Below are 24,729 nucleotides of genomic sequence, written 5' to 3'. Positions count from 1 at the left end.
CACCCGGCGCCGCGCCAGGATGGGGCCCCGCGGGCCCCTCGCCCGCGCGGGTGATGGAAAGGGGAACGTATTGATCACCACGGACGTCCAGTACCGCGGCACCACCGTCCTCGTCAGCGCGGGCGGAGAGCTCGACGAGGAGTCGGGTGCGGTCCTGCGGCATGCGCTGGAGCACGTCACGGCCGGCGAGCGGGTCCTCATGGTCGATCTGCACGGAGTCCCGCTCATGACCGCGTGCGGCCTGCTCCACCTGCTGGACCTGCACCGGCGAGCGGAGGACCGGGGCCTGCGGGTCCTGGTCGTCGGCTGGCAGGCGCAGCCCCGGGAGCTGATGGCCCGGATCGCGGGCCTGCCCGGCCCCGCGTCGGCCACCGCCGACCGGTACGCCACCGCGGGGTTCCGCCGGCTGCTCGCGGAACGCGCGCGGTGCGCGCACGAGTTCACGCAGTCCGGTGCGGGCCGGGTGCCGGCCGGCGGGTGAGCCGCCGCCCGCCGCCTCCCGCACCCGCCGGGAGGGGCGGCGGGCCGCCGTTCGCATCGCGGCCGCCGTGTGGTCCACATGGTGGGCGCCGTAGTGGCGGATCTTGCCACTGCCCCGAGGAAACACCAGGTCAGAGCCCTGCGCATGGGGCGTCAGGTGGCGCAATACTGCGGCAACACCACCTGGAGGGCTCTCCCGGTACGTTCCTCCCCATGCCAGCCGAACCCGCCCCCGCCGCCCGCCCGGTCGCCGCCGCGCGCCGCCGACGGCTGCGTGCGGACCAGGCCCGGCAGCTCGCCGATCTGCTGCGCCACCAGATCCTCGCGGGCGGCTTCCCGGCCGGCGTGCTGCCCCTGGAGGACGTCATCGCCGCCGACTACCGGGCCAGCCGCAACACCGTCCGGCAGGCCCTGGACCTGCTGCGCGGCGAGCAGCTCGTCGCCCGGCAGCCCGGTGTCGGCACGGTGGTGGTGTGCGAGAAGTACCCGCACGGGCTGGACCGCCTCCAGGGACTGGCCGAGACCCTGCACGAGCACGGCAGGGTCACCAACGAGGTCCGTACCGTCGGGCCCGTGACCGCCCCCGGGCCGGTGGCCCACCGGCTGGGCCTGCCCGAGCACACCGACGTGCTCTGCATCGAGCGGCTGCGCCGGCTGGGCGGGCTGCCGCTGTCCCTGGACCTGTCCTACCTGCCCATGGACGTGGGCGGTGAACTGCTCGGCTGCGACCTGGAGAACACGGACGTGTTCCGGCTCCTGGAGTCGCTCACCGGCGGCCCGCTGGGCCACGCGGAGATCACGCTGGAGGCCGTCAACGCCGACGCGCACTCCGCCGCCGTGCTCCAGGCCCCGCGCGGGGCCGCCGTGCTGATGCTGGAGAGGCTGACGTGTCTGCCCGACGGCCGGCCGGTGGACCTGGAGTTCATCCGCTTCCGCGGTGACCGCATCACCATGAGCGGCGTGCTGCGCCGCTCCCTCTGAGTCCCGTCCCCCGTATCCCCCTGTTCCCTCTGTTCCCCCGCTCCCTCTGTTCCCCCGCTCCCTCGCGGTTCCTTGGAGAAGCCATGCCCCTCGTCCCCCAGCGCGGCGACGTGCCCGTGACCATCGACGGGTCCAAGTGCATCGACGGCTGCACGCTCTGCGTCGACATGTGTCCGCTCGACTCGCTCGCGATCCGCGAGGACGACGGCAAGGCGTACATGCACGTGGACGAGTGCTGGTACTGCGGCCCGTGCGCCGCGCGCTGTCCCACCGGTGCGGTGACCGTCAACATGCCCTACCTGCTCCGATGAGAGGCCCCGCCCCGATGAGCCGCAGATTCGTCAGTCCCGCCGTCCCGCTCGCCCTGCTCCTCCCCCTGGCCACCGCCTGCGGCAGCGCCGACGGGGGCGGCGGCAAGGCGGGCGGCAGCCCGTCGAAGACGGTCACCGTGACCGTCGGCTACCAGTCCAAGACCATCAACACGGTCACCGCCGGCACGCTGCTGCGCTCCCTCGGTTACTTCGAGGAGGAACTCGCGGCGCGCGGCCGGGCGGAGGGGGTGACGTACCGGGTCGACTGGCAGGACTACGCGACCGGCGCCCCCATCACCGCGCAGATGACGGCCGGCAAGATCGACATCGGTTCGATGGGCGACTTCCCGCTGCTGCTCAACGCCGCCCGGGGCAAGGAGCTGAAGCAGCCGACCTCACTGGTCTCCGTCACCGGCTACAACCTGCGCGGCGGCCTCAACACCGTGGTGACCGCGCCCGGTTCCACACTGGAGTCGCTGGCCGACCTGCGCGGCAAGAAGGTGTCCACGAGCGTGGGCTCGGCCGCCGACGGGACCCTCGTCCGGGCCCTCAAGCGCGCCGGAATCGACCCCGACAAGGGCATCCAGAAGCTCAACCAGCAGCCCAGCGTGGGCGCTTCGGCCCTCCAGGCCGGCAGTGCGGACGCGCTCTCGCAGTTCGTGGCCTGGCCCGGCCAGCTGGCCTTCGAGGGCCGGGCGAAGGCCCTGTACGACGGGGCCGAGCTGAACCTGCCGACCTTCCACGGGGTCACCGTCCGGCAGAAGTTCGCCGGTGAACGGCCGGGCGTGATCGACGACTTCCTCAAAGCGCAGCGGCGCGCCACCGACCACCTGCGCGAGCGTCCGGTGGCGTCCGCAGAGGCGGTGGGCAAGGAGACCGGGCTGCCCGCCGAGGTGGTCTACCTCTATAACGGTGCGAACGGCATCGCCACCTTCGACCCGGAGCTGCGCCCCGAGCTGATCGCCGCCCTGAAGGAGGACGTGCCGGTGCTGAAGGGCGCCGGACTGGTGGGCGACGTCGACGTCGACGCCTTCGTCGACCCGGCGCCGCTGAAGCGGGCCGTACCGGGGCCGGGGTACCCGAAGGCGGCCGCCGCCAGGTCCGAGCTGTGGCTGAAGGGCGCGGCCGCCACCACGTCCTACGACAGCCCGAAGGAGCTGCTGAAGGCGGCCAAGGGGGCCGACGTACGGGCCGCGTACGTCCCGGACGCGGTGACCGGCACCCTGTGGTTCGCCGACAGGGCGGTGTGGGTCGCGGACGGCGCCGAGCTGCGCGCCTTCGTCACCCCGGCCGGCGCGAAGGGGTACGTCGGACAGCACCCGGGCGCCCGCGTCATCGGCTACGAGGACGCCGTGGGCCTGGCCTCATGAGCGCGGGCCGCCGGCTGCTGCGGGCCGCCTCGCCGGCCGCGGCCCTCGGGCTGTGGCAGCTGCTGACCTCCCTCGACGTGAACCTGTGGCTGCGCTTCGAGCAGTTCCCGACGGTCGGCGAGGTGGCCTCCGCCTTCGCCGGGCGGGCCGGCACCGGAGCGTACTGGCAGGACCTGGGCCACAGCCTGCGCCGGATCGGGGTGGGCTTCGTGCTCGCCGCGGTGCTGGGGGTGGCGGTCGGCACGGCCGTCGCCCGCTCCCGGTGGGCGGCCGACCTGCTGGGCCCGCTGGTCGAGGTGGTGCGGCCGGTGCCCGCCATCGCCCTGGTGCCGGTCGCCATCCTGCTGCTGCCGACCAACGAGCAGGGCATCGTGTTCATCACCTTCGCCGCCGCCTTCTTCCCGGTGGCCGTCTCGACCCGGCACGCGGTCCGCGCCCTCACCCCCGTCTGGGAGGAGGCCGTCCTGACCATGGGCGGCGGACGGGCTCGGGTGCTGTTCTCGGTGGTCCTGCCCGGCGCCCTGCCGGGCATCTTCGGCGGACTGTCGGTGGGCATCGGCGTCTCGTGGATCTGTGTGATCTCCGCGGAGATGATCTCCGGCGAGTACGGGGTGGGCTACCGCACCTGGCAGGACTACACGGTCGTCGACTACCCCGGCGTGTTCGTCGGCATGGCCACCATCGGCGCCCTCGGCTGGCTCACCTCCACCGCCGTGGAGCTGCTCGGCCGCCGCGCCACCGCCTGGCTGCCCCGCCCGGCCGTACGCACCGGCGCCGGCCGGGCGGCACCCCGTACCGCCGTTCCCCGGAAGGAGCCGGCCGCATGAGCACCACCACCCTGCCCGCCGCCCCGCCCGCCCCCGCGGGCACCGAACTCGCCCTGGAGGACGTACGGCTCGGCCATCCCGGCGGCGCGGTCCTGCCGGGCACCGTCAGCCTGCGGATCGCCCCGGGCGAGCTGCTGACCGTGGTCGGGCCCTCCGGCTGCGGGAAGTCCACGCTGCTGCGCACCCTCGCCGGGCTGCTGCCCGCGCTCGGCGGGCGGGTCACCCAGGGCGGGGAGCCCGTGACCCGGCCCGCCTCGGACCGGGCGCTGGTCTTCCAGCACGACGCGCTGCTGCCCTGGCGCAGCGTGCGCGCCAACGTGGAACTGCCCCTGGCCATCCGGCGGGTCCCGCGCGCCGAGCGGCGCCGGTCGGCGGCCGACTGGCTGGAGCGGGTCGGGCTGGCCGAGCACGCCCACAAGCTGCCGCACCAGTTGTCCGGCGGGCAGCGCCAGCGCGTCCAGCTGGCCCGCGCGCTGGCCGGGAGGCCCCGCGCGGTCCTGATGGACGAACCCTTCGGCGCCCTCGACGCCCGCACCCGCGCCGGGATGCAGGACCTCCTGGTGGACATCCTCGCGGGCACCGGCGCGACCGTCGTCTTCGTCACCCACGACGTGGACGAGGCGCTGCACCTCGGCGACCGGGTCGCCCTGCTCGGCTCCGGGCGGGTCCTGGACGTCCCGCATCCGCGCCGGCGCGACGCGCAGCACGCGCCGGGTACGGCCGAACTGCGCCGCCGCATCCTCGAATTCCTCTGAAAGGCACCCCCGTGGACACCCTGGCCATCCCCGCCCCCGCCGACGCGACCGAGCTGTCCTGCGACGTCCTCGTGATCGGCGGCGGCACCGCCGGCACGATGGCGGCGCTGACCGCCGCCGGACGCGGTGCGGACGTACTGCTGCTGGAGAAGGCGCACGTACGGCACTCCGGCGCCCTCGCCATGGGCATGGACGGGGTCAACAACGCGGTGATCCCAGGCCGGGCGGAGCCCGACGACTACGTCGCCGAGATCACCCGCGCCAACGACGGGATCGTCGACCAGTCCACGGTGCGGCAGACCGCGACCCGCGGCTTCGACATGGTCAGGCGCCTGGAGTCGTACGGGGTGAAGTTCGAGAAGGACGAGCACGGCGAGTACGCGGTCCGCCAGGTCCACCGGTCCGGCTCCTACGTGCTGCCGATGCCGGAGGGCAAGGACGTCAAGAAGGTCCTCTACCGGCAGCTGCGGCGGCGGGAGATGCGGGAGCGGATCCGGATCGAGAACCGGGTGATGCCGGTACGGGTGCTCACCCACCCGGAGGACGGCCGGGCCGTCGGGGCGGCCGGGTTCGACACCCGCACCGGGGCGTTCGTCACCGTGCGGGCGGGCGCGGTGATCCTCGCCACCGGGGCCTGCGGCAGGCTCGGCCTGCCGGCCTCCGGCTACCTGTACGGGACGTACGAGAACCCGACGAACGCGGGCGACGGCTACGCCATGGCGTACCACGCGGGGGCCGCCCTGACCGGGATCGAGTGCTTCCAGATCAACCCGCTGATCAAGGACTACAACGGGCCGGCCTGCGCGTACGTGGCGAACCCGTTCGGCGGCTACCAGGTCAACCGGCACGGCGAGCGGTTCGTGGAGTCGGACTACTGGTCGGGGCGGATGATGTCCGAGTTCGCGGCCGAACTGGCCTCCGACCGGGGCCCGGTGTACCTCAAGCTCAGCCATCTGCCGGAGGAGACCGTCTCCGCCGTCGAATCGATCCTGCACAGCACGGAGCGGCCCACCCGCGGCACCTTCCACGAGGGCCGCGGCCACGACTACCGCACGCACGACATCGAGATGCACATCTCGGAGATCGGCCTGTGCGGCGGCCACTCCGCTTCCGGGGTACGGGTGGACGACCACGCGCGGACCACGGTGCCCCGGCTGTACGCGGCAGGCGACCTGGCCTGCGTACCGCACAACTACATGATCGGCGCGTTCGTGTACGGGGACCTGGCCGGCGCGGACGCGGCGCGGTACCGGGCGTACGGGGGCGAGCTGCCGCGGGACCAGGTCGCCGCCGCCCACGAGCTGGTCTACCGGCCGCTGCGCAACCCGGACGGGCCGCCGCAGCCGCAGGTGGAGTACAAGCTGCGGCGGTTCGTCAACGACTACGTGGCACCGCCGAAGTCGGGGGCGAGGCTGTCCCTGGCCGTGGAGGCCTTCACCCGGATGTCGGGGGAGATCGCCGGGATGGGGGCGCGGACCGCGCACGAGCTGATGCGGTGCGCCGAGGTGTCCTTCATCCGGGACTGCGCGGAGATGGCCGCACGGGCCTCGCTGGCCCGCACCGAATCCCGGTGGGGCCTCTACCACGAGCGGACGGACCACCCGGAGCAGGACGACGCGGGCTGGCTGCACCACCTGGACCTGCGCAAGTCGGCGTCCGGGGCGATGGAGTTCACGGCGCGGCCGGTCGAGCCGTACACGGTGGCGGTGCCGGAGTTCACGCCGGTGGCGGGGCCGGAGCGGTGGCTCGGCGAGGTCGAGCTGGTCCCGGTGGCGACGGCGGGGCCGCGGGAGGCCGCTCCGGCGGCGCGTCCGGCGGCCCCGGCCGCAGGGCCGGCTCCGGCGACGGCTCCGGCTCCGGCCGGGCCCGGCCCCGCGCTGCTGCGGCTGCTCGCCCTGGCCGAGGAGTCCCCGGACCTGGAGGTCCTGCGCCCCTTCCTGGCGGATCCCGATCCCGGGGTGCGGGCGGCCGCCGTGGCCGTCCTCGGGGAGACCGTGCCGGACGGCGCCGGGCCCGCGCTGGCCGGGTGCCTGCGGGACCCCGCCCCGGAGGTCCGGAGCGCCGCCGCGGGCGCGCTGCGCGAGCTCGTGGAGGTGCTGCCCGCCGGGCCGGAGCTCGGGGCCGGGCTGCGGGCGGCGCTGGAGGTCGCCGACCCGGCGGTGCGGGCCGCCGCGCTGGAGGTGCTGCGGGCGCTGCGGCTGGGCGACGCCGGGGTGTACGCGGCGGCGTACGGGGCCGCCCTCGCGGAGTCCGACATCGAGGTCCGCGTCACCGCCGTCCGGGCGCTGGTCTCGGTGGACGCCGCCGTGGAACTGGCGGCGGCCGCCGCCGACCCCGCCCGCGAGGTCCGGGTCGCGGTGGCCCGGGGCCTCGCGGCCGTCCGCGACCCCGCGCCGGGCCCGCTGGACCCGCTGCTCGACGACGCCGACCCGCTGGTGCGGGGCGCGGCCCTGGCGGCGCTGGCCGCCACCGGCTGCCCGCCCGGGTACGCCTCGCTGGCCGGGGCGGGGCTCGGGGACCCGGCGTGGCAGGTGCGGGCCGGGGCGGCGACGGCCTTGCGGGCGGCCGCGCCGGGGCGGGCCGTACCGGCGCTGGCGAAGGTCCTGGCCGATGCCAACGCGGACGTCCGCAAGGCGGCCGTGCTGTCCCTGCTCCGCCACCGGGACGCCCCCGGAGCCCGTACCGCGCTGGCCGCCGCCACGGCCGACCCCGACGCGGACGTCCGCGCGTACGCCGCCCGCGCGGGGGCCTGACGGCCGTGCCAGGCTGGGGCCATCGGACCCGTGAAAGGCCGGCCCCATGATCACCACCGACTACGTCCCCGGCTCCCCCTGCTGGCTCGACCTCGGCACCCCCGACGTCCCGTCCGCCGCCGCCTTCTACGGGGCCGTGTTCGGGTGGTCGTACGAGTCCATGGGCGGCATGGAGGGCGGGATGTTCCGCAAGGACGGGAAGGTCGTCGCCGGGCTCGGCAGGCTCACCGAGCAGGGCGCGCGCTCGGCCTGGATGGTCTACTACAGCGTCGCCGACGCGGACGCCGCCACCCGGGCCGTGGAGGGTGCGGGCGGGACGGTGCGGGTGGCCCCGATGACGCTGGACGACGCGGGCCGGATGGCGCAGTACAGCGACCCCCAGGGCGGCCAGTTCGCCGTCTGGGAGCCTGGTGCGGACAAGGGCGCCGAGCTGGTGGACGCGCCGGGCTCGCTGTGCTGGACCGAGCTGTTCACGAGCGACGCCGCGGCCGCGCGGGAGTTCTACGGCGGCGTCCTCGGCTGGCGGTTCACCGACATGGAGCTGCCGGGCGGCGGGGGCACGTACTCGCTCATCACCCCGGCGGGCCTCCCGGAGGAGCGCATGCACGGCGGTCTGCTGCGCCTCGACGCGGAGCACCTCGGCCTCACCCGGGGCCGGCCGTACTGGCACCCCGTGTTCGCGGTCGCCGACTGCGACGCGACGGTGTCGTCGGTCACCGGACACGGCGGCAACATCCAGACGGGCCCGGAGGACGTGGACGGCATCGGCCGCCTCGCGGTCTGCCTGGACCCCTGGAACGCCGACTTCGTGGTCCTCACCCCGGCCGCCGCCGAGGCCTGAGCGACCGGAGAACCGTGCGGGGCGCGGGCACTGCCGCGCCTGTCCTCCCGCTCATGGGACTGGACCTCACGCTGTACATGGCGGACTGGGCACGGCTGGGCGCCTTCCCCGTCGGGGAGCAGGCCGACGCGCTCGGGGAGGCGGTGTGGCCACTGGATGCCGAGGACGACCACCCGGAGTGGCGTCGGCTCGTCGACGGCTGGAACTGGCCGCCGGGTCCGGAGCCGGCGTGGTACGCGGAGTACCGCTTCTTCGGTACCACGGGCGCAGAGAGCTTCCACTCGGACGCGGGCCGGGGGTGGGGCGACATGCGTCCCCTGGTCGACACGTCCGTGCGTGAGGACGTGGACGTCTTCCTCGGCGGTCTCCTCTGGGGTGCGGACGAGGCGCGGGACCCTGTGCTGGGCGGCGACGGGGTGTCCCCGCAGGTCGCCGGCGCCCGCTCGGGGGTCCTGCTCGTCAGCCCGCCCGGCGCGGTGGCGGAACGGTCCGCCGCGTGGGGGCGGGCCGGGCCGCGGCTGGAGGCCTTGCGGGAGGCCTTCGCCGCCGAGTGCGTCGGCTGGGCGCGCCGTCCGCAGGTCTTCGAGGAGTCCGCGGCGCTGCTGGGCGAGTGGGGCGGCGTGACCGCCGAGGCGGCCCGCCGCGGCTGGGGCCTGGTGGGTCTGCCGTAGCGGGCCGGTGGGCTCGGCGCCGTTCGGGGCAGTGGCGGGTCGTGTCGGCGGGGTGTGGCGGGCGGGGGTGCGCATGCTGGGGGTGCAGTCGGCCCTTCCCCCCCCAGCGACAAGGAGTACGGGATGTCCTCGGACGTGGTGGAACGCTTCCTGGCCGCTCTCGACCCGGCCCACCGGGAGGCCGTGGGCGGGCTGCCGCGCGCGGAGCAGGAGCGGCTCGCCGCGGAGTGGGAGACGGAGCTGGAGCGGGACACCGACCTCGACACCCTCGACGAGCTGTCCCCGCCCGCCGCCGAGCACGAGGCGGCCCGCCGGGTGGTGGAGCGGCCGGCGGAACAGCCCCCGGAGTAAAAATGGGGTGATATGCATGCATATATCACCCTCAGACCGGGTATCACGCCAGCCCGCACCCACCTAGGTCCCGTAGCGGTACGGGACGGCCACCTGGAGGCCCGATGACCTGGGCATCATGGACCACCCGCGGCGTCTTCGCAGGACGCGGCGGGGTGAGGACCGCGGAGTCGGTCCTCCTGACCGGCGAGCTCGACGTCCACACGACCTGGACCGAGGCCGACGGCCTCGCCCACGTCGCCGTCCAGCACAGCGGCGCGACGGAGTGGCTCACCCTCGCGGGGAGCCCCGCCCCCTGTCCGAGCGAGGAGGCCAGCCGCACCCTGCACGACGCCGTGCTGCTGGCCGTGCGCGCCGGGGGCGAGGCCACGCTCCCCCATCCCGACGTCACCGCACCGGCGGGCTGACCGGCCCCGCCGCCGTCACGGCAGGCCCAGTCGGCAAGGGCATTCGCCGTCGCCCTCGCCGGCGGCCTCCGGCACGGTCAGCGCGAAGACGCGCACCGTGACGACCGGGCCCGCGTCACCGGCGCCACGTCGCAGGCCGGGCGTCGCCGGCCACACCCGGGCGTTCTCCACCCGGCGCCCGCCCCGAGGCCGCCGTTCCATGCCGGGGCGTACGGACGAGCCGGTGCACACCGGTCCTCAGATCCGCACGCCGTCGCCCCCGACCGCGTCCGGGAAGTCCTGCCCCCAGCCCGACCGGACCGTGGAGCTGCCGCCCGGCCAGTCGGGCAGCCAGGTCGCGAAGCCGCTGGGCCAGTCGGGGGCCGGGGCCGCAGCGGGGGCCGGGCACGAGGCGAAGTTGGGGGCCGTGACCGCGGGGGCGGCCACGGCCGCGACGGCGGCCACCAGGACTGCGGCCGCGCGGGCGCGGAGGGGCTTCGTGAGCTGCATGCGCGCCATCGTCGCAGCGGGGCGGGGCGGAAGACAGGCTTCAGGCCGGCTCCGCCCCGCTCGCCGGAGCGCCGGCGGCGCCCACGCGCGAGGGCCCGCCCCGCCCGGCAGGGCCGGCTCCCGGATCCGGAGGGCCGGGCCCGCGTGCGTGGTGGCGGTCCGTCAGGCCGCCGCCCTGGCAGGATGGCCGGATGGAACGCGCACTCGGCATCGGTGGATACTTCCTGCGCGCTAGCGATCCGGCGGCGCTCGGCGCGTGGTACCGCGACTGCCTGGGGCTGGACGCCGACGAGCACGGCCTGTGGCGCCAGGAGGCGGGGCCGACCGTGTTCGCGGCCTTCGATTCCGGGACCGACCACTTCGGCTCCCCCACCCAGCAGACCATGCTGAACTTCCGCGTACGCGACCTGGACGCGATGCTCGCCCAGTTGCGCGCCAAGGGGGCGGACGTGGCGCAGGAGACCCAGGACATGGACGGCGTGGGCCGGTTCGGCTGGGTCACCGACCCCGAGGGCAACCGGATCGAGCTCTGGCAGCCCGCCTGAGGAAGGCGGTTGGCAGCGATTTGGGATTTTCTATGGCGTATCCAAACCCAGCCTGGGGAAATGCCGATTCCGTCCATATTTTGTCCGTTACGCGACCCCTGGACGGACGTGCGCCTCCCCCATGACCGATCCCGAGCTCCCTCCCCCCTCGCCCGAACCGGCCACCGCCACCCACTGCCCGTACTGCGCCCTCCAGTGCGGGACCCTGCTCACCGGGACGCGCGGCACGGTCGTCGCCCGGCCCGACCCCGCCTTCCCCGCCAACCGGGGCAGCCTGTGCCACAAGGGCTGGACCGCCGCCGCCGTGCTCGGCGCCGCCGACCGCCTCACCACCCCGCTCGTCCGCGACGCCACGGGCGCGCTCGCCCCGGCCGGCTGGGACTCCGCGCTCGACCTCGTCGCCGGCCGGCTGCGCGCCCTGCTCGCGGCCCACGGACCGGACTCCGTCGCGGTCCTCGGCGGCGGCGCGCTCACCAACGAGAAGGCCTACCTCCTCGGCAAGTTCGCCCGGCTCGCCCTCGGCACCAGCCGCATCGACTACAACGGCCGCTTCTGCATGGCCTCGGCCGCCGTCGCCCAGACCGCCGCCTTCGGGGTGGACCGGGGCCTGCCGTTCCCCGTGACCGACCTCGACGGTGCCGAAACGATCCTGCTCGCGGGGGCGAACCCCGCCGAGACCATGCCGCCCCTCATGCGCCACCTCGACGGGGCCGACCTGGTCGTCGTGGACCCGCGCCGCACCCGCACCGCGGCCGCCGCCGCCCTGCACCTGCGCCCCGCACCCGGAACGGACCTCGCGCTCGCCCTCGGCCTGCTCCACCTGGCCGTCACCGAGGGGCTGGTCGACAAGGCGTACGTGGACGGGCGCACCACCGGCTTCGACGAGACCTGGGCGCGGGCCTCGGCCTGGTGGCCCGAGCGCGTCGAAACGGTGACCGGGGTGTCCGCCGCCGACCTGCGCACCGCCGTACGGATGCTGGCCGGTGCCCGCAGCGCCTACGTGCTGACCGGGCGCGGCGCCGAGCAGCACAGCAAGGGCACGGACACCGTCGCCGCCTTCGCCAACCTGGCGCTCGCCCTGGGCCTGCCGGGCCGCCCGGGGCGCGGCTTCGGCACCCTCACCGGGCAGGGCAACGGCCAGGGCGGCCGCGAACTCGGCCAGAAGGCCGACCAGCTGCCCGGCTACCGCCCGATCGGCGACCCGGTCGCCCGGGCCCACGTCGCCGCCGTGTGGGGGTCCCGCCGGAGCGGCTGCCCGGAGCGGGGATCAGCGCGTACGAACTGCTCGACGCCATCGGGAGTCCCGGCGGGCCGAAGGCCCTGCTGGTGTTCGGCTGCAACCCGCTGGTCTCGGCGCCCGACGCCGCCCGGACGGCCGAGCGGCTGGCCGCCCTCGACCTGCTCGTCGTCGCCGACTTCGTCCCCTCCGAGACCGCACTCGCCGCCGACGTCGTGCTCCCCGTCGCCCAATGGGCGGAGGAGGAGGGCACCCTGACGAACCTGGAGGGCCGGGTGCTGCGCCGGCACCGGCTGCTCGACCCGCCGCCGGGCGTACGGACCGATCCGGCCGTCCTGCGGGAGCTTGCCGTCCGGCTCGGCGAGCCCCCGGAGCGCTACCCCGACGGCCCGCGCGAGATCTTCGAGGAGCTGCGCGCCGCGACCCGGGGCGCGCCCGCCGACTACTCCGGCGTCGACTACGACCGGCTCGACGCGGGCGAGGCCCTGCACTGGCCGTGCCCCGAGGGCGGGGACGGCACGCCGCGGATGTTCCTGGACCGGTTCGCGCACCCCGACGGCCGGGCCCGCTTCACCCCCGTCGAACACCGGGACGCCGCCGAACGGCCCGGGCGGGCCTTCCCGCTGTACGCCACCACCGGGCGGATCCTGGCCCACTACCAGACCGGCGCGCAGACCCGCCGGGTCCCCGAGCTGCTGGCGGCCGCCCCCGCGCCCTTCGTGCAGGTCCACCCGGACACGGCGGCGCGCGCCGGACTCGCTGACGGTCAGTCCGCCCGGGTGGTCTCGGCGCGGGGCGGCATGCTGGCCGAGGTGCGGTACGACCCCTCGATGCGGACCGACACCGTCTTCGTCCCGTTCCACTTCCCGGGCTCCGGCCGGGCCAACCTGTTCACCAGTGCGGCGCTCGACCCGCGCAGCCGGATGCCCGAGTTCAAGGTGTGCGCCGTACGGATCGAGGCGGCCCAGTGACCGGCCGCGCGACCGGCCGCGCCCCCGGTCCCGCGCCGGCGGAGCGGATCGTCGTCATCGGGTACGGGCCCGCCGCGCACCGCCTGGTCGAGGGACTGTACCGGTACGGCCCGCACGGCCGGGTCACCGTCCTGGGCGCCGAGCCCGAACCCGCGTACAACCGCCCCCTGCTGACGGCCGTTCTGGACGGCACCCTGTCCGCGGGGGCGCTGCGGCTGCCGGAACCGCCCCCGGGGACGGTGCTCGGGCTCGGGGTGCGGGCCGTCTCGTTCGACCCCCGCCGGCGGCTGGTGCGCACCGCCGACGGGGACGCCCACCCGTACGACAGGCTCGTCCTGGCCACCGGCGCCGCCCCGGTGCCGCCCGGGCCGCAGTGGACGCGCGGCCCGGACGGCCGGCTCGCGCCGGGGGTACGGGCGCTGCGGACCCTGGCGGACGGGGAGCGGATCGCGGGGGCGCGCGGCCCGGTGGCCGTCGTGGGCGGCGGGGTGCTCGGGGTGGAGGCCGCGCTGGCCCTGCGCCGGAGCGGCCGCCCGGTGGCACTGGTGCACCGGGGGCCGTACCCGCTGGACCGGCACGTGGACCCGCGGGCGGGCGAGGCCGTGGCGGGCCGGCTGCGGAACCTCGCCGTGGACCTGCGGCTCGGCCGGACGGTCGCCGCCCGCGACGACGGCGGTGCGGGGCTGACGCTGGACGACGGGAGCCGGGTGGAGGCCGGCGAGGTGCTGCTGTGCATCGGGGCCCGCCCCCGGGTCGGGCTGGCCCGCGCCGCCGGGCTCGCGGTCCGAACCGGCGTCCTCGTCGACCACCTGCTGCGCACCAGTGCCGCCCGGGTGTACGCGATCGGCGACTGCGCCGAGCCGCTGGACGGCGGCGCGCACGGTCCCGGTACCGGGCCGGGGCCCACCGGGCGGGTGCCCTCGGGCGGGTTCAGCTCGGCCTGGGACCAGGCGGAGGCCCTGGCGGTGCTGCTCAAGGGCGGCCGGGTCCGGCACCGCGGCGGGCACGGCGTCCTGCGGCTGAAGGCGCCGGAGCTGGACCTGCTGCGGGTCGGCACGACGGCCGGCGCCGACGAGACCGTCGTCCTCGGGGACGCCGCGGCGGGCCGGTACGCCCGCCTGTCGCTGCGCTCCGGAAGGCTGACCGGCGCGGTGCTGGTCGGGCTCCACCGGGCGGCCGCCGGGGTGGTCCGGCTCCACCAGCGGGGCGAGCCCGTGCCGGTGGACCGGCTGGCCCTGCTGCTCGGCGAACCGCCCTGCTACGAGGCGGGTCCGCCGCCCGGCACGGCACTGGTCTGCCACTGCAACAACGTCACCGGTGACGCACTGGCCGCCGCCTGGCGGGCCGGGGCCCGTACGGCCGCGGCGCTGGCGTCCGCCACCCGGGCGGGCACGGGCTGCGGTGGCTGCGGCGAGGAGCTCCGGGCCCGCTGCGAGGCCTGGGCGCGAGAGGAGGAGGCGGGATGAGGCGGGTGCTCGTGGTGGTCGGCCACGGAATGGTCGGGCACCGGCTGGTGCGCGAGGTCCGCGAACGCGACGCGGCCGGCGCCTGGCGGGTCGTGGTCCTCGCGGAGGAGCCCCGGCCCGCGTACGACCGGATCTCGCTGTCCGCGTACGCGCGGGGCGCCGATCCGGGGGAACTCGCCCTGGAGGGGGCCTCGTTCGACGGGGACGAGCACGTCGGGGCGAGGCTGTCGCAGCCGGCCGTGCGGATCGACCGGGCGGCGGGCGCCGTGTACTGCGCCGATGGTTCCCGGGTCGCCTACGACGCCCTCGTACTCGCCACCGGCGCCCGCCCGTTCGTGCCGCCGGTCCCGGGGCACGGCCTGGCGGGCTGCCACGTCTACCGCACCCTCGACGACGTGGCCGGCATCCGTGCGGCCGCCCGCCCCGGGGGCCCCGCGGTGGTCGTCGGCGGCGGGCTGCTCGGGCTGGAGGCGGCGGGCGCGCTGGCGGCGCTGGGCATGCGGGTCCAGGTCGTGGAGGCCGCTCCGTGGCTGATGGCGGTGCAACTGGACGAGGGCGGCGGAGAGGTGCTGGCCCGGCTCCTCGGCGGGCTCGGCGTACGGCCCCGGTGCGGGGTCGGGCTGCGGTCCGTCGACGCGGGACCGGACGGCGCCGTGCGCTCGGTCACCCTCGCCGACGGCGAGGTCCTCGACGCCTCCCTCGTGGTGTTCTCCACCGGGGTGCGGCCGCGCGACGAGCTCGCGGCCGGGGCGGACCTGGCCACCGGCGAGCGCGGGGGCTTCCTCGTCGACGGCCGCTGCCGGACCTCGGACCCGCGGATCCGGGCCGTGGGCGACTGCGCCGCCGTGCACGGCCGCTGCCACGGGCTGGTCGGGCCCGGCTACCGCATGGCCGAGCTGGTGGCCCGGGACCTGACCGGCGACCCCGGCCCCGAGTTCACCGACCCCGACCTGTCGGCCAAGCTCAAGCTGCTCGGGGTGGACGTCGCCAGTTTCGGCGACGCCCACGCCCGCACCGCCGGGGCGCTGGAGTTCATCCGCACCGACCGGGACGGGGCCCGCTACGCGAAGCTCGTCCTGGACGGCACCGCGGGAACCCTGCTCGGCGGGGTCCTGGCCGGCGACACCGCCGCGTACGCGACGCTGCGCACCCTGCTCGGCCGGCGCCTCCCGGGCCCCCCGGACCTGCTCCTCACCGGCCCCGGCGGGTGACGCCGCCGGCCGGGGTTCCGCCCGGGGAACCCGGGTAGCCGCAGCCTGTGGCCGGGACCGCCGGCATGTCCCGTTCCGGAATTCGGGTGAGGGCCGGCGGGCCGGAGCGTTTGCCAGCGGTTGCGGGCGGCAGGAGACTGGTGGTACCAGCGTGGCCCCGCCGCGGGAATCAGGGCTGGCCGGCGCCAACGCTTCGCCCTCCCCTGGTCAGTTGAACTGTCAAGGGCCCCTGTGGCTACCGTTACCTCAAATCCTGCGGCGAAGACGATGAACCGTCAACCGTTGGTCCTCTCACTCAGGAGGTACCCCATGAGTAGGACCCGACCGATCAACTGCATCATCCCTCCGTACATCCTCGAAAAGCTCATGGAGAACGGGGACGGCGAGGTCCGCCAGGCGGCGTTGGACACCCTGCTGACCACCGCTCGCCTGCGGGGCGAGCGGTCCGTCCGCCGGGGTCTCACCGGCCTTGCCGCCGCGCCCGGCAACGCCCGGCGCACCGTCTTCGACTGCGAGCACAGCGAAGACCTCTCCGACGCGGTCATGGCCAGGTCGGAGGACGGACCGGAGTCCTCGGACGAGGCCGTGAACCGGGCGTTCGACGCGCTCGGCCTGACCCGGGACTTCTACAAGGAGATCTACCAGCGCAATTCGATCGACGATCAGGGAATGCGCCTGAACGGATTCGTCCACTTCGGTGTGAGGATCAACAACGCGTTCTGGGACGGCGGTGAGATGCTCTTCGGCGACGGCGACGGGGTCGAGTTCAGCAACCTGACCGGGTCCCTCGACGTGGTCGGCCACGAGCTGACGCACGGGGTCACCGAGCACACCTCCAACTTCGAGTACCACAACCAGTCCGGGGCCCTGAACGAGTCGCTCTCCGACGTCTTCGGCTCGCTGGTCAAGCAGTGGTCGATGAAGCAGACGGTGGAGGAGGCCGACTGGCTGATCGGCGCCGACGTGTGGACCCCCGGTATCGCGGGCGACGCCCTGCGGTCCATGAAGGCCCCGGGAACGGCGTACGACAACCCGCTGGTCGGGAAGGACCCGCAGCCGGACCGGATGAGCAGGTTCGTCCACCTGCCCGACACCCCGAGAGGGGACAACGGCGGAGTGCACTACAACTCCGGCATTCCGAACAAGGCGTTCTACGCGACGGCCATGGGGATCGGGGGCTTCGGCTGGGAGCACAGCGGCAGGCTGTGGTACGAGGCGCTGCGGGCCTCCCGCCCCCGGGACAAGTTCCAGGACTTCGCGGACATGACCTTCCAGCAGGCCGGCAGGCTGTTCGGCGTCGGCAGCCCCGAGCAGGCGGCCGTGGTGGCGGGCTGGCACGAGGTGGAGGTCCAGATCACCGGGGTCCCGCCGGGGCTCGCCCAGCCGCGGTCGTTCGCGGTCAACGGGCACGGCGGCGCGGGCCGTGATGCCGACCTGGCGGCCCTGACCAGGCAGATCGCCACGCTCGGCGACAAAGTGACGGGGCTGGCCAAGGAAGTGGCCACCCTCAAGGTGAAGGGCTCCAGGTGACCATGAAGGTGATCCTTGAGTCGTACGGCGGGCTGGCGGCGGCAGGCCTGCGCCGCCCGCCCGACGTGCTGGACTCTGCCGCCCTGCCCGAGGACGCCGCCGCCGAGCTGGAACGGCTGGTGGCCGCGGCCGCGGCGGCGCCCCCGCCGCAGGACACGGGTCGGGCCAGGGACGCGAAGGGCTACTCGATCACGGTGGAGGACGGCAGCCGTTCGACGGTGCTCGAACAGTCGGACGGCGCCATGTCCCCCGCCTTCGCGGCCCTGCTCGGCTGGCTGCGGAACCACTTCGCGCGGGGGTGATCCTCACCCGCCGTCCCGTTCGAAGGTCCGGAGCAGGTCCGCGGCGACGCCGACCGCGATGACGGCGGGTTCCTTGCCGGTGATCTCGGTCAGGCCGATCGGGGTCTTGATCCGGTCGATGGCGGCCGCGTCGTGGCCGCCCTCGGTCGCCAGGCGGCTGCGGAACCGCGCCCACTTGGCGGCCGAGCCGATCAGCCCGATCGAGCCGAGACCCGGGGTGCGCAGGGCGGCGTCGCACAGGGCGGCGTCCTCCGCGTGGTCGTGCGTCATGATCAGGACGTGCGTGCCGGGCGCCAGCTCCCCGAGCACCTCCTCCGGCAGCAGCGGGACGTGGTGCACGTGGACCTGCGCCACGGCGTCCGAGAGCACCGCGAGCCGTTCGTCGGTGAGCTGGTCCGGGCGGGTGTCGATCAGGTGCAGGTCCAGGTCGTGGCGGGCCAGGATGCGGGCCAGTTCCATGCCGACGTGCCCGACGCCGAAGACCGCCACCGCCGGGACCACCGGCAGCGGTTCGAGCAGTACGCTGACCGCCCCGCCGCAGCACTGGACCCCGTGCGGGCCGGTCACCTTGTCGTTGAGGGCGAAGTCCATCAGTTCGGGCTCCGGATCCGGGGTGCCGATCACCTCGCGGGCCCGGTCGATCGCGACGGCCTCGATGTTGCCGCCGCCGATCGAGCCCCAGGTGGCGGTCCGTCCCACGACGAGTTTGGCGCCGGCCCGGCGCGGTGCGTGGCCGCGCACGGCCGCGACGGTGACGAGCGCGCCGGGTTCCCGGCGGGCCCGCAACCGCGCGACCGCGGCCACCCAGGTCATGTCAGACATTGCTCAAGACGCTCGTGTCGGCGGGGACCCCGCTGCCGCCGCGCGCGTCCCCGCGGCGGGCGGACTCGACCGCCCAGTACACCGCCTCCGGCGTCGCGGGCGAGGCGAGTTCCACGCTCGCTCCCGCGGGCCCGAACGCCGCGGCGGCCTGCCGCAGGGCCTCCCGTACGCAGAAGGCCAGCATCAGCGGGGGCTCGCCGACCGCCTTGGAGCCGTAGACCGCGCCTTCCTCGGTCGCGTTCTCCAGCAGGGTGACGTTGAACTCCTCGGGCATCTCCGAGAAGCTCGGCAGCTTGTAGGTGCTGGCGGCCTGGGTCAGCAGCCGCCCCCGGTTCGGGCCTTCACCGGTGTCCCAGCGCATGTCCTCCAGCGTCAGCCAGCCCGCGCCTTGGACGAAGCCGCCCTCGACCTGGCCGATGTCGATCATCGGGGACAGGCTGTCGCCGACGTCGTGCACGATGTCCACCCGCCGGATCCGGTACGCGCCGGTGAAGCCGTCGACCTCGACCTCGGCCGCGGCGGCGCCGTGGGAGAAGTACTTGAACGGAGATCCCCGGAACGACTTCGCGTCCCAGTGCAGGCCCTCGGTCCGGTAGAAGCCGGCCGCCGACAGCTGGACCCGCTGGAAGTACGCGGTGCGCACCAGGTCGTCCCAGGCCAACTCCTGGTCACCGCCGACCACGCGCGCGACCCCGTCGACGATGCGCACGTCGGAGGCGTTGGCGCCCAGCTGGGTGGCGGCGACCTGGAGGAGCCGTCCGCGCAGCTGCTCGCAGGCGTTCTTCACGGCCGCGCCGTTGAGGTCGGCCCCGGCGCTGGCCGCCGTGGCGGAGCTGTTGGGCACCTTGTCGGTCCGCGTCGGCGCGAGGCGCACCTTGTGCAGCGGGATGCCGAGGGAGGTCGCCGCCACCTGGAGCATCTTGGTGTGCAGGCCCTGGCCCATCTCGGTGCCGCCGTGGTTGATCAGGACCGAGCCGTCCTTGTAGATCAGCACCAGTGCGCCGCCCTGGTTGAAAGCGGTGAGGTTGAACGAGATGCCGAACTTGACGCCGGTGAGGGCGAGGGCCCGCTTGGTGTGCGGGTGCGCGGCGTTGAAGGCGGCGATCTCGCGTTCGCGGTCGGCGAGGCGGCCGTTCTCCTTGACCTGCTCCCAGACGGCGGAGATCCGTTCGGGCTGCATGACCTGCTGCCCGTAGGGGGTGGCCTGGCCCGGCCGGTAGAAGTTCCGTTCGCGCAGTTCCCTGGGGTCGAGTCCGAGGAGCGGGGCGCAGCGGCCCATGATGTCCTCGATCACGAGCATGCCCTGGGGGCCGCCGAAGCCGCGGAAGGCGGTGTTGGAGACCTTGTTGGTCTTCGCGATGCGGCCGCGGACGTGCGCGTTGGGGATCCAGTAGGTGTTGTCGATGTGGCACAGGGCGCGGGCCACGACCGGTTCGGAGAGGTCCAGGCTCCAGCCGCCGTCGGCGGTGAGGGTGGCGTCCAGGGCCTGGATGCGGCCCTCGGCGTCGAAGCCGATCTTCCATTCGGCGTGGAAGCCGTGGCGCTTGCCGGACATGGTCAGGTCCTGGGTCCGGGTGAGGCGCAGGCGCACCGGCCGGCCGGTCAGCTTGGCGCCGAGCGCGGCGATGGCCGCGAACCCGTGGGGCTGCATCTCCTTGCCGCCGAAGCCTCCGCCCATGCGCAGGCACTGCACGGTCACTTCGTGGCTGTGCAGGCCGAGGACGTGAGCGACGATCTCCTGCGTCTCGGAGGGGTGCTGGGTGCTGCTCTGGACGAACACCTGCTCGGCCTCGTCGATGTGGGCGAGTGCCGCGTGGGTCTCCAGGTAGAAGTGTTCCTGGTCGGAGAAGCGGAACTCGCCGGTGAAGACGTGTGCGGAGTCGGCGAAGCCCGCTTCGACGTCGCCGGTCAGCATCTCGGGGCGGGCGCCGTGGAAGCTGCCGGCCGCGATGGCCTCCTCCAGGGTGACGACGGAGGGCTGTTCGTCGAGTTCCACCTCGACGGCCGCCGCGCCGAGCCGGGCGGCTTCCAGGGTTTCGCCGAGGACCCAGGCCACGGCGTGGCCGTGGAACATGACCTCGTCGGGGAAGAGGGGCTCGTCGTGCTTCATGCCGGCGTCGTTGACGCCGGGTACGTCGGCGCCGGTCAGTACGCGTACCACGCCGGGGACGGAGAGGGCGGCGCCGGTGCGCAGGGCGGTGATCCGGCCGCGGGCCTTCATGACCTGGACGGGGTGGGCGTGCAGGACGTCCTTGGTGCGGTGGACCAGGTCGTCGGTGTAGAGGGCGGCGCCGGTGACGTGCAGGCTGGCGCTCTCGTGCGGCAGCGGGAGGCCGACCGCGGGCTTCTGGGGGCGTTCGGACAGTTGGCTCATGACGACACCGCCTCGGTGGTCTGTGCGTACAGCTTCAGCAGGCTCTGGCCGAGCATCGCGGAGCGGTACTCGGCGCTGGCGCGGTGGTCGTCCATCGGGGTGCCCTGGGCCCGCAGGATGCCGGCGGCGGCCCGGGCGGTCTCCTCCGACCAGGGCCGGCCTTCCAGGGCGGCCTCGGTGGCGAGGGCCCGGATCGGGGTGGCGGCCACGCCGCCCAGGCCGATCCGGGCCTTGCGGACCACGCCGTCCTCGATGTCGATGGCGAAGGCGACGGCGACGCTGGAGATGTCGTCGAAGCGCCGTTTGGCGATCTTGTGGAAGGCGGTGACGGGTGACAGGGGCAGCGGGACGCGGACCGCGCGGATCAGCTCGCCGGGCCGGCGGACGCTCTGCCGGTAGCCGGTGAAGTAGTCGGCGAGGGGGATCTCGCGTTCGCCGTCGGCGTCGGCGAGGAGCACCGACGCCTCCAGCGCGAGCAGCACCGGCGGGCTGTCGCCGATGGGAGAGCCGGTGCCCAGGTTGCCGCCGAGGGTGGCGCTGTTGCGGATGAGCCGGGACGCGAACTGCGGGAAGAGTTCCGCGAGCAGCGGGACGGTGCCGTCCAGGCGGCGTTCGATCTCGGTGAGGGTCCGGGCCGCGCCGATCACGATGGAGTCGGGTTCGACGCGCAGTTCCCACAGTTCGGGCAGCCGGTCGACGGCGACGACGCAATCGGCGCGGCGGGAGCGGATGTTGACCTCGACGCCCCAGTCGGTGCTGCCGGCGACGACGACGGCGTCGGGCCGGTCGCGCAGCAGCCGGAGGGTTTCGGCGAGGGTGCCGGGGCGCAGGAACGTGCTGTCGTCCAGGGTGTATTCGGTGACGGCCGGGTCGGGCGGGGACTGTTCGCGGCGCAGGGCCAGCGGGTCGTCCTCGGCGGGGGCGCCGACGGCGTACGCGGCGTCGCGGATGGGCCGGTAGCCGGTGCAGCGGCACAGGTTGCCGCTGAGCGAGTGCAGGTCGAAGCCGTTCGGGCCGTGCTCGGCGTCGGCTGCGGCCTCGGCCCCCGCGGCCGGTTCCGGGTGCGCGCAGCGGCCGGGCCGGTAGTACTCGGCGGCCATGCTGCAGACGAACCCCGGTGTGCAGTAGCCGCATTGGGAGCCGCCGCGGACGGCCATCTCCTCCTGGACGGGGTGCAGCGTGGGCGGGGTGCCGGGGGCGCCGGAGGTGGCGAGGCCTTCGGAGGTGACGACCTCCTGTCCGTCGAGCGCAGCGACCGGGACCAGGCAGGCGTTGACCGCCACCCAGTCGGTGGGCTTGTCGACGCCGGGGCGGGCCACGAGGACGGAGCAGGCGCCGCATTCGCCCTCGGCGCAGCCCTCCTTGGTGCCGGTGAGGCCTCGCTCGCGGAGGAAGTCGAGCACCGTGGTGTGGGGCGTGGCGGGCGCGATCGGGGTTTCTTTCCCGTTGACGGTGATCCGTGCCGCTACCACGGCCGGTCCCCGTTCCGGTGCGAGGTGGAGCTGTTTGTCCTAGTCGCCATTTCAGGAGCCTTCTGTTTTCGGTGGCGCGGCCGGAGAACCCGGAGAGCGCACATGGGCACGCGACGGCGTGCCTCAGGCGGTGACAGAAAATCGAAAAGGGAGCCGGGGCCGCAATCGGGCACGCCGGAAGGAGGGGCCGTTCAGCAGCCGTGTGCTACACGGCCCGGGGCCCAGGCGACCTGGTGAGCGAGGCGAAGCACTGCGGAGGGGGTCGACATCCGACTTCGCCTCCTTCCGTCAACTCACGAGCCGGTCCGGCAGAAGCTACGTTGCCGCAGGTCCATCGGTCAAGCCGCCGTATACGGACCCCGTGGAGCGGTTCCGCAAGGGTCCGCCCCGGGGCTCAGTCGGCCAGTTGGGCGATCCAGCCGTACGGGAGTTCCTCGCCGTCCACGGTGACGGCCTCGACGGCCCGGCTCTCGGGGTCGATCTCCGCCTGTACCCCTTCGCCCTCGTAGCGGGGGTAGCCGGAGACGCCGGTGGCGCCAGTGGCCTCGACCCGGGCGGTGCGCAGGACCGCGCCGTGGCCCTTGGCGTCCTGTGCGGCGCCGGGCGGGCCGGGGCGGAGGACGACGGTGTACCGGTCGGGGGCGGGGCGGGCGGCGGGAGTCATGGGGTCAGGCTAGTGACCGGGCCCGCCGCGGGGGCTGAGGCGCGGCCGGGCCGGGGGTCGGGTCGAGGGCCTGGGCCGGGGGTCCGGGCCGGGGGTCCGGGCCGGGGGGACTCGCCGGAGGGACTCGCCTGAGGTCCGGGCGGTGGAAAAAGTTTTCCACGGGCGTCTATCGAATGGCCGTGCGGTGGGAATGCTGCCGGTAATCTCCCGCCCCGGCCCGGCGCCCCCGTCCAGGCGTCCCGCCCCGGCGGGCCTTCCGTTCTGAGACCTCGGGAGGCAACACTCCATGCACTCGGCCCCCACGAACACCCCCGTCCCCAGCCGCCGCGATCTCCTCGCAGGCCTCGGCCTGGCCGCCGCGGCCCCGCTCTTCCTCGGCGCCGCACCCCGCCCCGCACCCCGCGACCAGACATCGCGGACCGCCGTCCAGGGCGGCCGGACGGTCCTGCTCCGCGGCGCCTCCCTGGTCCTCACCATGGACCCCTCCCTCGGCAGCGGCCCGCTCGGCGCCGTCGGGAACGCCGACGTGCTGATGCGGGACGGCGCCATCGCCGCCGTCGGCCCGGCCCTGCGGACACCCCCCGGCACCTGGGTGGTGGAGGCCGCGGGCAAGCTGGTGATGCCCGGGTTCGTCGACACCCACAACCACCTCTGGCAGGCGGCGATCCGGGGCGGCTGTACCGACCGGGACTTGTTCGGCTGGTTCCGGAGGTGTACCGACCCCCAGCGCGGCCGCCTGACGCCGGCGGCCCTCCACAGCATCGTGCGGCTCGCCGCCCTGGACGCCGTCCAGTCGGGCGTGACGACTCTGGTGGACTGGGTGGACATCTTCTCGTACGACCTGATCGAGAGCTACGTCCGGGCCCTGGCGGGCACCGGCCTGCGGTTCACGTACGCCATGTACCCGCCGGCCCCGGACGCGGTACTGCTCACCAAGGTGAAGCGGGAGCTCGTCGACCCGGCGCCGCTCGGCTCCTTCCACGTCGCCACGCACGCGGCGCGGGCCGTCGAGTCCCACAACCGCGCCCACTGGGAGGCCGCCCAGGAGCTGGGGGTGATGCTCAACTCCCACGTCCTGGAGCGGCCCGAGCAGCGCGGCGACGACCCCGTCGGGGTCCTCACCGACATCGGTGCCATGGGCCCGCGGCTGCTGATCAACCACGCGATCCACCTGACGGACGCGGAGATCGCCGCCGTCGCCGAGCACGACGTGCGCGCCGCACACTGCCCGCTCAGCAACATGCGGCTGGCCTCCGGCATCATGCGGCTCTCCGACCTGGCGGGCAGGGGCGTCAAGGTCGGGCTCGGCCTGGACGGCGGGACCAACGACAGCTCGGACTTCCACGCGCTGATGAAGGCGGCCGTCGGCCTGCAACGCGTCCGCGCGACGCGGGCCGAGGTCTTCCCCCAGGTGCCCGACGTGCTGCGGATGGCCACGCTGGGCGGCGCCGAGGCCCTCGGCGTCTCGGACCGGGTGGGCTCCCTGACCCCCGGCAAACGCGCCGACGTGGTGGTCGTCGACCCGGCCGCGCTGAACTTCGCCCCGCGCTTCGACTGGGTCGGGCAGATCGTCTTCAACGGGCGGCCCGAGAACGTCGACGCCGTGTTCGTGGACGGGCGCGCCCTCAAGCTCGGCGGCCGGCTGGTCGACGTCGACACCCAGCGCGTCGTGCGGGAGGCCGAGGCGGCCGCCACCCGCCTGCGCACCGCCTGACGGCGGGGGCGCCCCGGCATCCGGGGGAAGGTCCGAAGGAAGTGCCGATCGCCGGATCCGGCCGGCCCTCGTGATCAAACGGCCGCCTCGCCCGTTCACCGTGGAAGCCCTTGTTCCGAGGGCTATTTGACGGTGCAGAAGGTACGGGAAGAGGTTCGTACGCGTCCGAGGGCCCGGCCGTTGTC

23 protein-coding genes and 1 pseudogene are annotated in these 24,729 nt (G+C 74.8%); 18 read left to right on the top strand and 6 right to left on the bottom strand.

The genetic code is table 11. The features are described from left to right. The first annotated feature begins 70 nt into the window (after positions 1-70). The 11 genes from OG553_RS33230 to OG553_RS33180 all read left to right on the top strand — a co-directional run bounded on the left by OG553_RS33230 (position 71) and on the right by OG553_RS33180 (position 9,747). Entirely contained in the window at positions 71-481 is a 411-nt protein-coding gene (locus OG553_RS33230; protein WP_405982550.1) for an STAS domain-containing protein, read from the top strand. Between the two features lie 212 nt (positions 482-693). Then, a complete protein-coding gene (locus tag OG553_RS33225) occupies positions 694-1,461 on the top strand; it encodes a GntR family transcriptional regulator (RefSeq protein ID WP_405982549.1) in 768 nt (255 codons plus the stop codon). 83 nt (positions 1,462-1,544) lie between these two features. Further along, positions 1,545-1,772 carry a ferredoxin family protein gene (locus OG553_RS33220; RefSeq protein WP_405982548.1) on the top strand — a complete coding sequence of 76 codons (228 nt, stop codon included), beginning with the start codon at positions 1,545-1,547 and terminating at the stop codon, positions 1,770-1,772. Beyond that, positions 1,769-3,142, top strand: a complete 1,374-nt coding sequence (locus OG553_RS33215) for an ABC transporter substrate-binding protein (protein WP_405982547.1) — start codon at positions 1,769-1,771, stop codon at positions 3,140-3,142. Before OG553_RS33220 ends, OG553_RS33215 begins: the two co-directional genes overlap by 4 nt. Further along, complete coding sequence (locus OG553_RS33210; RefSeq protein ID WP_405982546.1) at positions 3,139-3,969, top strand: ABC transporter permease; 831 nt, start codon at positions 3,139-3,141, stop codon at positions 3,967-3,969. Before OG553_RS33215 ends, OG553_RS33210 begins: the two co-directional genes overlap by 4 nt. Next, positions 3,966-4,724: an ABC transporter ATP-binding protein gene (locus tag OG553_RS33205; RefSeq protein WP_405982545.1), complete on the top strand. Its 759-nt coding sequence runs from the start codon at positions 3,966-3,968 to the stop codon at positions 4,722-4,724. The genes OG553_RS33210 and OG553_RS33205 overlap by 4 nt, the downstream gene beginning before the upstream one ends. Before the next feature lie 20 nt (positions 4,725-4,744). Beyond that, a complete protein-coding gene (locus OG553_RS33200; protein WP_405983207.1) occupies positions 4,745-7,477 on the top strand; it encodes a fumarate reductase/succinate dehydrogenase flavoprotein subunit in 2,733 nt (910 codons plus the stop codon). 46 nt (positions 7,478-7,523) lie between these two features. Further along, complete coding sequence (locus OG553_RS33195; RefSeq protein ID WP_405982544.1) at positions 7,524-8,318, top strand: VOC family protein; 795 nt, start codon at positions 7,524-7,526, stop codon at positions 8,316-8,318. 53 nt (positions 8,319-8,371) lie between these two features. Further along, positions 8,372-8,989 (top strand): hypothetical protein, encoded by a 618-nt coding sequence (locus OG553_RS33190; protein WP_405982543.1) that lies wholly within the window; start codon positions 8,372-8,374, stop codon positions 8,987-8,989. Between the two features lie 123 nt (positions 8,990-9,112). Further along, the gene (locus tag OG553_RS33185) at positions 9,113-9,340 is read left to right on the top strand and encodes a hypothetical protein (protein ID WP_405982542.1); all 228 of its coding nucleotides are present in this window, start codon (positions 9,113-9,115) and stop codon (positions 9,338-9,340) included. Between the two features lie 104 nt (positions 9,341-9,444). Next, positions 9,445-9,747, top strand: a complete 303-nt coding sequence (locus OG553_RS33180; RefSeq protein ID WP_405982541.1) for a hypothetical protein — start codon at positions 9,445-9,447, stop codon at positions 9,745-9,747. Positions 9,748-9,762: 15 nt separating this feature from the next. Here the strand turns inward: OG553_RS33180 and OG553_RS33175 are convergent, their stop codons facing one another. Continuing rightward, the gene (locus OG553_RS33175; protein ID WP_405982540.1) at positions 9,763-9,918 is read right to left on the bottom strand and encodes a hypothetical protein; all 156 of its coding nucleotides are present in this window, start codon (positions 9,916-9,918) and stop codon (positions 9,763-9,765) included. 66 nt (positions 9,919-9,984) lie between these two features. Continuing rightward, the gene (locus OG553_RS33170) at positions 9,985-10,236 is read right to left on the bottom strand and encodes a hypothetical protein (protein ID WP_405982539.1); all 252 of its coding nucleotides are present in this window, start codon (positions 10,234-10,236) and stop codon (positions 9,985-9,987) included. Between the two features lie 191 nt (positions 10,237-10,427). On the opposite strand from OG553_RS33170, the gene OG553_RS33165 reads away from it, so the two are divergent. From OG553_RS33165 to OG553_RS33140, 6 genes and pseudogenes are all read left to right on the top strand, one after another. Then, positions 10,428-10,781: a VOC family protein gene (locus tag OG553_RS33165; protein WP_405982538.1), complete on the top strand. Its 354-nt coding sequence runs from the start codon at positions 10,428-10,430 to the stop codon at positions 10,779-10,781. A 121-nt stretch (positions 10,782-10,902) separates the two neighbouring features. Further along, a pseudogene (locus tag OG553_RS33160) lies at positions 10,903-12,989 on the top strand (molybdopterin oxidoreductase family protein). Then, positions 12,986-14,455 (top strand): NAD(P)/FAD-dependent oxidoreductase, encoded by a 1,470-nt coding sequence (locus OG553_RS33155; RefSeq protein WP_405982537.1) that lies wholly within the window; start codon positions 12,986-12,988, stop codon positions 14,453-14,455. Before OG553_RS33160 ends, OG553_RS33155 begins: the two are co-directional and overlap by 4 nt. After that, the gene (locus OG553_RS33150; protein ID WP_405982536.1) at positions 14,452-15,666 is read left to right on the top strand and encodes an NAD(P)/FAD-dependent oxidoreductase; all 1,215 of its coding nucleotides are present in this window, start codon (positions 14,452-14,454) and stop codon (positions 15,664-15,666) included. Before OG553_RS33155 ends, OG553_RS33150 begins: the two co-directional genes overlap by 4 nt. Before the next feature lie 309 nt (positions 15,667-15,975). Beyond that, the gene (locus tag OG553_RS33145) at positions 15,976-17,196 is read left to right on the top strand and encodes a M4 family metallopeptidase (RefSeq protein ID WP_405982535.1); all 1,221 of its coding nucleotides are present in this window, start codon (positions 15,976-15,978) and stop codon (positions 17,194-17,196) included. Between the two features lie 2 nt (positions 17,197-17,198). Continuing rightward, positions 17,199-17,498, top strand: coding sequence for a protealysin inhibitor emfourin (locus OG553_RS33140; protein ID WP_405983206.1), 300 nt, complete (start codon positions 17,199-17,201; stop codon positions 17,496-17,498). A gap of 3 nt (positions 17,499-17,501) precedes the next feature. Here the strand turns inward: OG553_RS33140 and xdhC are convergent, their stop codons facing one another. From xdhC to OG553_RS33120, 4 genes are all read right to left on the bottom strand, one after another. Then, positions 17,502-18,311, bottom strand: a complete 810-nt coding sequence (xdhC, locus tag OG553_RS33135) for a xanthine dehydrogenase accessory protein XdhC (RefSeq protein WP_405983205.1) — start codon at positions 18,309-18,311, stop codon at positions 17,502-17,504. A gap of 1 nt (position 18,312) precedes the next feature. Further along, positions 18,313-20,694: a xanthine dehydrogenase molybdopterin binding subunit gene (xdhB, locus tag OG553_RS33130; RefSeq protein WP_405982534.1), complete on the bottom strand. Its 2,382-nt coding sequence runs from the start codon at positions 20,692-20,694 to the stop codon at positions 18,313-18,315. Beyond that, the gene (locus OG553_RS33125) at positions 20,691-22,166 is read right to left on the bottom strand and encodes a xanthine dehydrogenase small subunit (protein WP_405982533.1); all 1,476 of its coding nucleotides are present in this window, start codon (positions 22,164-22,166) and stop codon (positions 20,691-20,693) included. The genes xdhB and OG553_RS33125 overlap by 4 nt, the downstream gene beginning before the upstream one ends. 394 nt (positions 22,167-22,560) lie before the next feature. Further along, positions 22,561-22,830: a hypothetical protein gene (locus OG553_RS33120; RefSeq protein WP_405982532.1), complete on the bottom strand. Its 270-nt coding sequence runs from the start codon at positions 22,828-22,830 to the stop codon at positions 22,561-22,563. Positions 22,831-23,116: 286 nt separating this feature from the next. Between OG553_RS33120 and OG553_RS33115 the strand changes: the two genes are divergently transcribed. Beyond that, positions 23,117-24,544 carry an amidohydrolase family protein gene (locus tag OG553_RS33115; protein ID WP_405982531.1) on the top strand — a complete coding sequence of 476 codons (1,428 nt, stop codon included), beginning with the start codon at positions 23,117-23,119 and terminating at the stop codon, positions 24,542-24,544. Positions 24,545-24,729: the final 185 nt, after the last annotated feature.

Origin of the sequence: Streptomyces sp. NBC_00158 (assembly GCF_045160885.1) — a bacterium.
GTDB lineage: Bacteria > Actinomycetota > Actinomycetes > Streptomycetales > Streptomycetaceae > Streptomyces.
The sequence above is the reverse complement of the archived record's forward strand: the minus strand, read 5'-3'. Positions and strand labels throughout refer to the sequence as shown.